The following is an 11,659-nucleotide window of genomic DNA, read 5'->3' as shown; positions in this document are numbered from 1 at the left end:
CACGCCGAGCCCGCCCGGGCCGGTCTGGAGGATGTCGCGGGCATAGATCGGCAACAGCGCAATGACGCCCCCGAACAGCACCGCGAACAGGTCGAGCGAGATGGTGCCGAGGATTGCGGGATTACTGCGGATGAAGCGAACGCCGGCGAAGATGTTATCCGCGTCCGTTCCCTCCTTGGCGATGGCCTGCGGGCGCGGTCGGATGAAGCCGGTCAGGATCATCCCGAAGATCCAGAACAGCACCATCATGGCATAGGCAAGATGCGGGGCGACCGCATAGGCGAAGCCGCCGAGCGCCGGCCCGGTGATAGTCGCCACCTGCGCCGCGCCGCTGGAGACGGCGGTAGCGCGCTGGAGCGATCCCTGCGGCGCGATCAACGGCAGCAGCGCCGCCGTGGTCGGGCTCTCGAACGCGCCGGCAATGCCGAGCACGAAGGTCGCGATGAAGATCTGAACTTCGCCGACCGCGCCGAGATAGGTGATGGTTGCGAGATAGAGCGCGGTTGCCGCTTCCACGAGCTGACAGAGCTGGACCACGCGCTTGCGCTCATAACGGTCGGCGGCGTGGCCGGCGACAAACACCAGAAGCGCGGTGGGCAGGAACTGGACCAGGCCGACCATGCCGAGAGCGAAGGCCGAGCCGGTGAGATCGTAGATCTGCCAGCCGATCGCGACCGCCGCGATCTGGCTGGAAAAGCGCGACAGGCTGCGCGAAAGCAGGAAGTACAGGAAGGCGCGGTGGGCGAGGAGCGCGCGGGCGCTGACCGGCGGATGTCCGGATATTGGCTGCTCTGGCATCGCCTCGTTGATCGTCTTTTGGGTCACCCTCGGACCGCTCGCCCCTGATGTCGACGGACCCCGCGTGGCTGAGGTGGGCCCGCTTGTCAACAGCGGGACGCCTTCCGCATCTCCCGGCATTGCCTTTGCAGCACAGGCGCGGCCATAATCATTGAGGGTTTGGGGACATCATGCTGCGCTTGCAATCGGCACTCGGCATTTTCGCATTGCTGTTGATCGCCTTCGCGCTCGCAGAGAACCGGCGTGCCGTGTCGCTGCGACAGGCGGCGATCGGCCTCCTCGCCACTTTCGTCACCGCGATCGTGCTCCTGAAGCTACCGATCGTCGCGCGCGCCTTCGGTGCCATCAACGAGGCAGTCGGTGCGATCTCCGCGGCCTCGCGCGCCGGCTCCGCCTTCGTGTTCGGCTATATCGGCGGCGGCCCCTTGCCCTTCGATTTGAAGGTGCCGGGCGCCGATTTTATCCTGGCGTTCCAGGCGCTACCGATCGTGCTGGTCATGAGCGTGCTGACGACGCTGCTGTTCTACTGGCGCGTGCTGCCGCCTGTTGTCCGCGGCATGGCCTGGCTGCTGGAGCGGACGCTGGGCGTCGGCGGCGCGGTGGGTCTGTCGACCGCAGCCAACATCTTTCTCGGCATGGTCGAGGCACCGCTGTTCGTGCGGCCCTATCTGAAACAGATGACCCGCAGCGAGCTATTCCTGGTGATGACCGGCGGCATGGCGGGCATCGCAGGCACGGTGCTGGTGCTCTATGCGACGTTCCTTGCTCCCCTCATCCCTGATGCCGCCGCGCATTTCGTCATCGCATCCGTGCTGGGCGCGCCGGCCGCGATCCTCGTCAGCCTGATCATGGTCCCTGAAACCTCCGACACGCGCACGGGCGGCACGTTGGAAGACCCCGAGATGGAGGTCTCCGGCACGATGGATGCGATCGTGAAGGGCACCAGCGCGGGGATTGAGCTGCTGATCAACATCGTCGCAATGCTGCTGGTGCTGGTGGCGCTGGTCTATCTCGTCAACGCCGTCCTCGGCCTGTTGCCACACATCGGCGGCGCCGCGATCTCGTTGCAGCGCCTGCTTGGGCTCGTGATGGCGCCGGTGTGCTGGCTGATGGGACTGCCGTGGGATCAGGCCGTGACCGCCGGCAGCTTGATGGGCACCAAGACGGTACTCAACGAATTGATCGCCTATGTCGACTTCTCGAAGCTGCCGGGCGACGCGCTCGATCCGCGCTCGCGCCTGATCATGCTCTATGCGATGTGCGGCTTCGCCAATTTCGCCAGCCTCGGCATCATGATCGGCGGCCTGGGAGTGATGGCGCCCGAGCGGCGCGAGGAGATCAACGCGCTCGGACTGAAGTCGATCGTGTCGGGGACGCTGACGACGTGTTTGATGGGGGCGGTGGTGGGGGTGTTGGCTTGACAAGAGCCTTCGTAGCCCGGATGAGCGCAGCGATATCCGGGGACTTCTACCTCGTCGCCAGCGGTGTCCCGGATGTCGCTGCGCTCATCCGGGCTACAAGAGAATCGTCATTGCGAGCGAAGCGAAGCAATCCAGAACTGTGTCCGCGGAGATAGTCTGGATTGCTTCGTCGCAAGAGCTCCTCCCAATGACGAGGAGAGAGACAGTGGCCTACGCCTTCAACTCCACTGTTCTGAACTCCGCAGGCAGGATCACCTCCAGCAGCTCGACGTCGTCGGAATAGTCCAGGATCATGTGCTTGATCTTCGGCGGCTGGGTCCAGGCGCTGCCTTCTTTCATCAGCGTCTCGCCCTGCCCGTCCATGTAGGTCTTCACCCAGCCCTTGAGCACGTAGACCATCTGGAATTCGACGTCGTGAAAGTGCAGCTTCGAGACCTCGGCCGGATTGCAGGGGCCTTGCAGGCGGATCACATGCGCTTGCGCGAGACCATGGGACGCTGCGGCAATGCCGAGGTCGCGATACTTGGCGTAGGCGCGCAGGCCGTCGGCCTTGAAGTCTTCCTCGCGGTGATGGCTGATAGCGATGCGTTGTCTGGGGCGCGCGGGCTTTTTCGGGGTCACAATGCGGGCCTTCGCCTTCACCGCTTTGCGCGCCGACGATCGCGCCGCCGCCTTTGCTCCGCTGCGCTTCTTCATTGCAGTCTTCGTTGCGGGTCTTGATGCCTTTTGCTTGGCCATTGTCTGCCTCCCTGATCTCAGTCGCGCCCGCCGGACGGGTACGACCCGAAGGCAGATTATCCAGTCTTGGACGAGGCAGCAATTGCGGGCTGGTCAGTCGAAGATCCAATCGTAGCTTGTCCCAGGCTGTCGTGGCGAGCCGACGTCGTCTCGTATTCGTTCTCACGCTGAATTAATCTCGTCGGGAGATCCTGGGGAATTGATTCATGGGAAGCAGCGTAGGTCAGCGTGCATTTCAAAATGCCCGGCTTCAGAAACGACAGAAAGCCGAAATGCTGCCATTGCTCGGGCATGCACTCCAGTTGCACAAGATGGGGCTTTTGCCGGAGGCTCAGGCCGCCTATCGCCAACTCCTGCAGCTCGCCCCGAACCAATTCATCGCGCTGCATATGCTTGGCGTGTTGGAGGCCGATGCCAAGAACTATCAGCAGGCGGAAATTCTGCTGAGCCGGGCAGTTGCCGTCGATCCGCGGTCGGCCGATGCTCATATGAGCCTCGGCGTCGCGCTCAACGGACTACGGCGTCACGGCGAGGCCTGCGCGAGCTATCGCAAGGCCCTCGCCTTGCGGCCCAACCACGCCGTAACCCTCTCCAATCTCGGCAACGCGACCGTGGCCCTCGAACTTCACCAGGAGGCGCTCCACAGCTACGACAAGGCGCTCGCACTCGACGCAAACCTTGCTGAAGCCCATAACGGCCGGGGTTGGGCGCTCAGCCGTCTGCGCAACTATGACGGGGCGCTCGCAAGCCTCGACCGCGCGCTATCGATCAAGCCTGACTACGCCGCGGCACTGGCGAACCGCGCGGTTGCATTGCGGGAACTTCAGCGATTCGACGAAGCTCTGGCAGATGGCAATCGGGCCATCGCGCTGGCACCCGACGACGCGAACGGGTGGCTCGCGCGGGCCAGTGTCCTGCTCCAGATTCAGCAAATTGCCCAGGCGTCGCACGATTGCGAGCAGGCCCTCGCGATCGCTCCCGATTCCATTCAAGCTCACCTGGTGCTGGGCCTTTGCCTCGCCGGGCTTGGCCGGGTCGACGAAGCCCTCGCCAGCTTCGACAGAGCCCTCGACATCCAGCCTGACCTCCAGAGCGCGATCTCCAACAAGATATTCACGCTCGATTTTGTGGGGGACGCCACCGTCGAACGGCACCAGCAGGCGCGGCAGGTATGGTGGGAGCGTGTCGGCGCGAAGATCGCCTCGGAGGCGGCCGAACCGCATGACAACAGCCGCGATCCGGATCGCCGCCTCGTGCTTGGCTATGTCTCGTCGGACTTCAACGCGCATTCGGCTGCGTTCATTTTCAAGCCGGTGCTGCAACACCATAACCCGGCGCAATTCGAGATCGTTTGCTACTCTTGTTCGTCAAAAGTGGACACGACGACCAGCGAATTTCAAGGGATTGCTGACCGCTGGCGCGACGCCTCGCAATGGACCGACGAGCGTCTCGCCGCCGAGATCCGGGCCGATGGCGTCGACATCCTGATCGATCTGTCCGGCCATACCAGAGGAAACCGGCTCAGCGTGTTTGCGCGCAAGCCAGCGCCGATCCAGGTCCATGGCTGGGGCCACGGCACTGGCACCGGACTGCCGACGATCGACTATCTGTTCTCGGACCCGGTCGCGATTCCTTTCGCGGTCCGGCATCTGTTTGCGGAAACTGTTGTCGACCTGCCGTGCTTTGTGACGCTGACGCCACTGCCGGCCGGGATTGAGCGGGCGCCGACCCCGGCGACCTCGAACGGCTTCGTCACATTCGGCGTCTTCAACCGCATCAGCAAGATTTCGGACGAGGCAGCGGAAGTCTGGTCCAGGATTCTCGAGCGAGTGCCGGGCTCGCGCCTGCTGATCAAGGATGTTGCGCTGGACGACCAGCTGGTCCGCGACAATCTGCTGGCGCGGTTTGCGGCTTGCGGATTGCCGGCCGAACGTATCGATCTGCTCGGAGCCACCTTGCGGGGCGAACATCTGGCATCGTTCAATCGCGTCGATATCTGCCTTGACCCGTTCCCGCAGAATGGCGGCGTCAGCACCTGGGAAGCCTTGCAGATGGGCGTGCCGGTGGTGGCGAAACTCGGCAACAGCCTGCCCAGCCGTGCTGCCGGCTCCATCCTCACCGCGCTTGGCCTGCCGCACTGGGTCACGGATAGCGATGAGGGGTATATCGAAATCGCTGTTTGCCATGCAGCTGAGGTCGGTGAACTCGATCGCTTGCGCCGCGACCTGCCTGGACGGATCGACTCCGCAGCCGCCGGCAACCCTGTCTCATATGCGCGAGCGGTGGACGAGGCCTATCGCGCGATGTGGAAGCGCTATTGCAACGGCGGCGCTTGATTGCGTGTTCGTGGGCGGACAGCGATTCGCGCAGCCGATGCTAATCCATCCTGCGCAGTTCCAACGCAGATATCGTAGGGTGGGCAAAGCGGAGCGTGCCCACCATGCCGGATGCAATCGGGGAGAGATGGTGGGCACGGCTCGCAAGCGCGCGCCTTTGCCCACCCTACGAGACCGGTGTCCGCCTCAATGCAGCCGGAACACGCCATCCACGGCGCGCAGCTCGGCCGGCTTGATCAGCTTTGAGTGCGCGACGGTGACCGAATGAAGGGGGCCGTCGAGCTTCTCCTGCCAGAACGCCAGGAAATCCTTCAGCGCCGGGAATTTCGGAAACATGTCGTAGTTCTGCCAGACGTAGGTCTGTAGCAGCGAGGGATGATCCGGCATCCGATAGAGAATTTGTGCCGTCGTCAGCCCGTAACCCAGCATCTGTTTCCGGAAATCCTCGGAAACGCCCCCACTCGGCAAGCCCATGCCAACCTCCTTTGCAGGAGCGCATTCAAGGGGCGGCTTGGTCGGTGTGCGCCTTACGAGCCACCCGGTACTGATGCGCTCACATGAGAGAAATGTGACGCAAACTGACAATACATCTCAAGCCCAAAAGTTTAACAAGCTGTTGAAATTCAATGCGTTAGCAGCAGATGCGGCACCGTGCTAATACGGGGCGGCCTCGGTTAACGATGGAAAAGAGATTCTGGCAGTCCGCGCTTCCGGGTGCTGATTTTTCTGCTAGAAGCCCTTGCCCCCGCAAAATTCCTGCCCTATTTCAGCTCGCGTGTGCTAGCACTCGCAGGCACTGATTGCTAACAATCTCAAAACCTCAACCCAAGCAATTGCTTAGGAGGACTGCATGAAATTCCGTCCGCTTCACGACCGCGTCGTGGTCAAGCGCATCGACGCAGAAGAGAAGACCGCAGGCGGCATCATCATTCCCGACACTGCCAAGGAAAAGCCCTCTCAGGGTGAAGTCGTCGCCGTCGGCCCCGGTGGCCGCGACGAAGCCGGCAAGCTGATCCCGATCGACCTGAAGGTCGGCGACCGCGTGCTGTTCGGCAAGTGGTCCGGCACCGAGGTCAAGATCGACAACGTCGACCTGCTGATCATGAAGGAAAGCGACATAATGGGCGTCCTCGACGTCCCCGCTTCCAAGAAGAAGGCGGCCTAACAGCCCCTCTCTCCCTCCTGTCAAACACCTAAGGAAAAATCCACATGGCAGCCAAAGAAGTCAAATTCTCGGTTGAAGCGCGCGACAAGATGCTGCGCGGCGTCGACATTCTCGCCAACGCGGTGAAGGTCACGCTCGGTCCGAAGGGCCGCAACGTCGTGCTCGACAAGTCGTTCGGCGCCCCCCGCATCACCAAGGACGGCGTCACCGTCGCCAAGGAGATCGAGCTCGAGGACAAGTTCGAGAACATGGGCGCGCAGATGGTGCGCGAAGTCGCCTCCAAGTCCGCTGACGCGGCCGGCGACGGCACCACCACCGCCACCGTGCTGGCCCAGGCGATCGTGCGCGAAGGCGCCAAGTCGGTTGCCGCCGGCATGAACCCGATGGACCTCAAGCGCGGTATCGACCTCGCGGTCGAAGCCGTCGTTGCGGATCTCGTCAAGAACTCCAAGAAGGTCACCTCGAACGACGAGATCGCCCAGGTCGGCACCATCTCGGCGAACGGCGATGTGGAAATCGGCAAGTTCCTCTCCGACGCCATGAAGAAGGTCGGCAACGAGGGTGTCATCACCGTCGAGGAAGCCAAGTCGCTCGAGACCGAGCTCGACGTCGTCGAGGGCATGCAGTTCGACCGCGGCTACATCTCGCCCTACTTCGTCACCAACGCCGACAAGATGCGCGTTGAAATGGACGACGCCTACATCCTCATCAACGAGAAGAAGCTCTCCTCGCTGAACGAGCTGCTGCCGCTGCTCGAGGCCGTGGTGCAGACCGGCAAGCCGCTGGTCATCGTCGCCGAGGACGTCGAAGGTGAAGCGCTCGCGACCCTGGTCGTGAACCGCCTGCGCGGCGGCCTCAAGGTCGCAGCCGTCAAGGCTCCGGGCTTCGGCGATCGTCGCAAGGCCATGCTGCAGGACATCGCGATCCTGACCGGCGGCCAGGCGATCTCGGAAGATCTCGGCATCAAGCTCGAGAACGTCACGCTCAACATGCTCGGTCGCGCCAAGAAGGTGATGATCGACAAGGAGAACACCACGATCGTCAACGGCGCCGGCAAGAAGGCCGACATCGAGGCGCGCGTGGCCCAGATCAAGGCGCAGATCGAGGAAACCACCTCGGACTACGACCGTGAGAAGCTCCAGGAGCGTCTGGCCAAGCTCGCCGGCGGCGTCGCGGTGATCCGCGTCGGCGGCGCGACCGAGGTCGAGGTGAAGGAGCGCAAGGATCGCGTTGATGACGCGATGCATGCGACCCGCGCGGCTGTGGAAGAAGGCATCGTCCCGGGCGGCGGCGTCGCCCTGCTCCGTGCCTCCGAGCAGCTCAAGGGCCTGCGCACCAAGAACGACGACCAGAAGACCGGCGTCGAGATCGTGCGCAAGGCGCTGTCGGCTCCCGCTCGCCAGATCGCCATCAACGCCGGTGAAGACGGCTCGGTGATCGTCGGCAAGATCCTGGAGAACAAGACCTACGCTTACGGCTTCGACTCCCAGACCGGCGAGTACGTCAATCTCGTCACCAAGGGCATCATCGACCCGACCAAGGTGGTCCGTACCGCGATCCAGAACGCAGCCTCGGTTGCGGCGTTGCTGATCACCACGGAAGCCATGGTCGCCGAGCTGCCCAAGAAGGGTGGCGCCGGTCCGGCAATGCCCCCGGGCGGCGGCATGGGCGGCATGGACTTCTAAGGTCCGGCCATCTCAAGAACTACGAAACCCCGGCAGCGATGCCGGGGTTTTTGTTTTGTGGGCGTTCTATCTCCGCTCGTCATTCCGGAGCGCGCGGATGGAGCGCCGTGCAATCCGGCCGTACACGCCGCCCGGAGCAAAAACTCACCTCACCTTCCCCAGCCGCTCGATGTGCGGCTCGCCGTCTTCGTCGAGCGACCAGAAGATCCGCGTCACCTTGCCGACGAGATTGTCCATCGGCACGAAACCGAACGTAGACATGCGGCTGTCGGTGGAATTGTCGCGGTTGTCGCCGAGTACGAAGAAGTGGCCCGGCGGCACCGTGAAGACGCTGGTATTGTCGAGGAAACCGTTGTCGACGCAATCGTTGGTGACATAGGACGCGCCATTCGGCAGCGTCTCGCGCCAGCGCTTGACCTTGACGCCGCCATCCACACCGCAGGCGTTGTCGGCAAGCCCGTACTCGAGCGCGGCGCGCGTCACCGGACGGTCGTTGAGGATGAGCTGGCCCTGCCGCATCTGGATGCGGTCGCCGGGCAGCCCGACCACGCGCTTGACGTAGTCGACCGAACTGTCCTTCGCCGTCCGGAACACGACGATGTCGCCATATTCCGGCTCGGCGGCAAAGACGCGGCCTGAGATCCAGGGCGGCGCGAAAGGTAGGGAATAGCGGCCGTAGCCATAGGCGTATTTCGCGGCGAAGACGTAGTCGCCGACCATCAGCGTCGGCGCCATCGACCCAGAGGGGATGCTGAACGGCTGGTACAGGACGAAGCGAAACAGGATCAGCGGCGACCACAGCACCGGGACCAGCAGAATCAGGACGAGGATCGCCTTCCATTCCCGCGATTGCGCCCGCGACGGCCGGATCGTTTCCGAAAGTGTGGTCATGCACTCGCCCTGGTCAAGTCTCGTCGCGAGATTACGCAACCTTCGCGCGCGTGCAATCCCGGCTCCGTGATTTTGGTAGCACAGGCACCGTGACGCGTTCACGGCAAAGCGATGACAACGGACATGTGAAGGGCCGCCCATAGGCGGCCCTCCGGTTTCAAGCGCTCTCGGGCGCCTTCAGGCGCACGAGCCGGGTCAGCAGGGCATCGAGGCCCTCGCCGTTGCCGGCATGGAGATCGATGCGGCCGACCTTCTCGACCAGCCGCTCCAGCGACTCCAGCTCCTTGAGCCGCAGCAGCAGGGGGTTCTCCTCCATCAGGCGGGCGGTGTTCAGGAGCGAACGCGTCGCCGCGGTCTCCTCCTGCCGGCGGATCAGGTTCGCCTTCGCGACCCGCTCCGCCTCCACCACCTTGTTCACCAGCTCCCGGATCTCGCCGGGCAGGATCACGTCCTTGACGCCGAGCTCGGTCACCTCCACGCCGGACTCTGCGACGCGTGCCCGCACATAGTCGCGCAGCTCCGCATCCAGCGCCGCCTTCGCGGACAGCACCTCGTCCAGCGTCCGGCCGGCAACCGCCTCGCGGATCGCGAACTGCACCAGGCGGTACAGCCACGCATCCACGTCGGGCACGGTCGCGACCGTCCGCTCGGGATCGACCACCCGGCGGAACGCCGTCAGCGTCACCCGCAGGGCGATGCGATCCTTGGTCAGCATCTCCTGCGCGGTGATCTCGACCGCCTGGGGCCGCAGATCGAGGCGCTTCACCTCGATCTTGCGGCCGACGGTCCAGAAGGCGTGCCGACCGGGCGCGAGCCGCTCGGTGAGCCGGCCCTCGACATACAGCAGGCCCGCCTCGTGGTTCTCGACCACCGTCTCCGACGTCACCATCGAGCGGTTGCGCTCGATCATGGTCAGATGCCGCGCGCCTACACGGGGATCGCTGGACACATCGATGCGCTCGACATCGATGCGGGTCGCTACCTTCCAGTAGACGCGCACCTGCCAGGGCGTCATCAGATGCACGGGCCGGCCGTCGAGGCTGACGATTGCGACCTCGTCCGCCTTGGTCTCGACCGCCTCGAACAGCTCGGCGGCGAGATCAGGCCGCGCGGCCTTCAGCACCGCATAACGATCCGCAGGGAATTCGCTGCGGACCACGTCGAGCACCTCGGCCTTCAGCTCGTGCAGGGGATCGAACAGCCGGTGCTTGCCGGGCGCGAGCACGCGCACGAGCTGCCCGTTGCGCGTGAGCAGCGCACGCTCGCCATCCTTCACCGTCACGTTCAACATCAGCAACTGCCAGCTCATGGCTCGCCTCCATCGTTTGCGCCCGGCCGGATGCCGGACGACATGTTTCGTTTGCAAAGGACGTGAGGACGCGGACGACGCTTCCTGAAAAAGCGGCGGGCCGAGGCTTGAGCTTGCATGACGACGGGCGCACGCGCGCGTCCGCTCGACGCGTGTCGAGCGGTCATGCGGAGCCACCCGGCGTCAGCGCAAGCGGTATCTACCCGCGGCGCAGAGCCGGTCTCACAGTGTCGTTGTTCGGACGGAAGCCTTTTGGGCAAAACGACCGGACGGCGACTGAAGCGCGCGTCCGGTCCTCGTCAGAGGAATCAGCTTTTCAGGCTGAATCGGAGCGCTGGAGCGGGATTCGAACCCGCGTCACGATGATTCACAGTCATCTGCTCTACCACTGAGCTATCCCTTGGTTGGTACAAGAGACCGGAATCGAACCGATGCCTTCGGGTCACCCCGACGCTCTCCATGAGCTACATCCTGCATCTTCATTCGGCGGAACACGAAACCGGAGACCGGCCCGCGCCAGTCGGGATCTCAGAGAGCCCGAACCCATGGCCTAGCGAAGGAGCGGGCTAATAAACGAAGGACCTTCGGGTTGCAAGAGGGTGCTCGAAGATTTTTTGTCGCGCATCGCGCACTGTGACGCGATGATCACACGCGACGCGGCGTCAAGGACGCGGCGTGAAGCAGGCCCGCACCCAGTCGATCGTCACGCGTGTTGCGGCGTCGCGCTTGAGATGATTTTGCACGAGCAGCCAGACGTCGCGCCGCTTCGGCAGCAGCGTGGCGCGCAGGCCGCGGTCGGCGAGCAAGCCTTCGCAGCTGTGCTCGGGCAGCACGCCGACGGCCTGATGCGACTGGATCATGGTCTTGATGATACGGACATTGTCGGTGATGCAGTGGACGTTCTTCAGACGCTTCGCCCGCAGGAACTGTGCTTCGGGAATGGTGTCGAGCTCGTCCGGATAGACGCAGGCGACCGGGTCACCGGAGCGATCTGCGGGCTCGAAGAAATACAGCCTGACATCGCCGAGCTTGGAGATGGTGAAGTCGCCCCTCTCCGGCTTGCGCAGGCGAATGGCGAGGTCGGCCTGCCAGCGCGAGAATTTGACGTTGCCGCTGGAGGTGAGGAATTGCAGGGTCAGGCCGGGATGATCGCGCAGGAACGCGCTCGCGCGCGGCGCCAGCAATTCTTCGGCAACCGCATTGGTCGAGGCGATGCGGAGGCGGCCGACCGGCCCGGGCTGGCTCTCCTTGATGCGGTCGATCGCCGCGACATGGGCGGCCATCGCGCCGACATGCTCGAGCACTGCCTCGCAATG

The 11,659-nt window shown here is 63.8% G+C and carries 10 protein-coding genes and 2 tRNA genes; 4 read left to right on the top strand and 8 right to left on the bottom strand.

What is annotated here, in order from left to right; translation table 11 throughout:
* On the bottom strand, window positions 1-798 hold a 798-nt coding region (locus tag MOV74_RS18785), incomplete at its 3' end, for an MFS transporter (protein WP_246925436.1).
* Between the two features lie 170 nt (window positions 799-968).
* On the opposite strand from MOV74_RS18785, the gene MOV74_RS18780 reads away from it, so the two are divergent.
* Window positions 969-2,219, top strand: coding sequence for a NupC/NupG family nucleoside CNT transporter (locus MOV74_RS18780; RefSeq protein WP_246925434.1), 1,251 nt, complete (start codon window positions 969-971; stop codon window positions 2,217-2,219).
* A gap of 210 nt (window positions 2,220-2,429) precedes the next feature.
* Here MOV74_RS18780 and MOV74_RS18775 read toward each other — a convergent pair whose 3' ends face one another.
* Window positions 2,430-2,957 (bottom strand): cupin domain-containing protein, encoded by a 528-nt coding sequence (locus tag MOV74_RS18775; protein ID WP_246925432.1) that lies wholly within the window; start codon window positions 2,955-2,957, stop codon window positions 2,430-2,432.
* 206 nt (window positions 2,958-3,163) lie between these two features.
* Here MOV74_RS18775 and MOV74_RS18770 point away from each other — a divergent pair, with 206 nt between their 5' ends.
* Window positions 3,164-5,293: a tetratricopeptide repeat protein gene (locus MOV74_RS18770; RefSeq protein ID WP_246925430.1), complete on the top strand. Its 2,130-nt coding sequence runs from the start codon at window positions 3,164-3,166 to the stop codon at window positions 5,291-5,293.
* Between the two features lie 186 nt (window positions 5,294-5,479).
* Here the strand turns inward: MOV74_RS18770 and MOV74_RS18765 are convergent, their stop codons facing one another.
* Window positions 5,480-5,767 carry an usg protein gene (locus MOV74_RS18765; protein WP_246925428.1) on the bottom strand — a complete coding sequence of 96 codons (288 nt, stop codon included), beginning with the start codon at window positions 5,765-5,767 and terminating at the stop codon, window positions 5,480-5,482.
* A gap of 376 nt (window positions 5,768-6,143) precedes the next feature.
* On the opposite strand from MOV74_RS18765, the gene MOV74_RS18760 reads away from it, so the two are divergent.
* Both MOV74_RS18760 and groL read left to right on the top strand, forming a co-directional pair.
* Window positions 6,144-6,458: a co-chaperone GroES gene (locus tag MOV74_RS18760; RefSeq protein ID WP_008139213.1), complete on the top strand. Its 315-nt coding sequence runs from the start codon at window positions 6,144-6,146 to the stop codon at window positions 6,456-6,458.
* 44 nt (window positions 6,459-6,502) lie between these two features.
* Window positions 6,503-8,143 carry a chaperonin GroEL gene (gene groL / locus MOV74_RS18755; RefSeq protein ID WP_246925426.1) on the top strand — a complete coding sequence of 547 codons (1,641 nt, stop codon included), beginning with the start codon at window positions 6,503-6,505 and terminating at the stop codon, window positions 8,141-8,143.
* Window positions 8,144-8,287: 144 nt separating this feature from the next.
* Here the strand turns inward: groL and lepB are convergent, their stop codons facing one another.
* The 5 genes from lepB to MOV74_RS18730 all read right to left on the bottom strand — a co-directional run.
* Complete coding sequence (gene lepB / locus MOV74_RS18750) at window positions 8,288-9,034, bottom strand: signal peptidase I (protein WP_246925424.1); 747 nt, start codon at window positions 9,032-9,034, stop codon at window positions 8,288-8,290.
* 157 nt (window positions 9,035-9,191) lie between these two features.
* The gene (locus tag MOV74_RS18745; protein WP_246925420.1) at window positions 9,192-10,343 is read right to left on the bottom strand and encodes a slipin family protein; all 1,152 of its coding nucleotides are present in this window, start codon (window positions 10,341-10,343) and stop codon (window positions 9,192-9,194) included.
* A 335-nt stretch (window positions 10,344-10,678) separates the two neighbouring features.
* Window positions 10,679-10,742, bottom strand: a tRNA-His gene (locus MOV74_RS18740).
* Between the two features lie 6 nt (window positions 10,743-10,748).
* Window positions 10,749-10,818 (bottom strand) — tRNA-OTHER (locus MOV74_RS18735).
* Between the two features lie 187 nt (window positions 10,819-11,005).
* The coding region (locus tag MOV74_RS18730; protein ID WP_246925417.1) for a LysR family transcriptional regulator at window positions 11,006-11,659 on the bottom strand (654 nt) is incomplete at its 5' end.

Origin of the sequence: Bradyrhizobium sp. SHOUNA76 (genome assembly GCF_023006445.1) — a bacterium.
Lineage (GTDB): Bacteria > Pseudomonadota > Alphaproteobacteria > Rhizobiales > Xanthobacteraceae > Bradyrhizobium.
The sequence above is the reverse complement of the archived record's forward strand: the minus strand, read 5'-3'. Positions and strand labels throughout refer to the sequence as shown.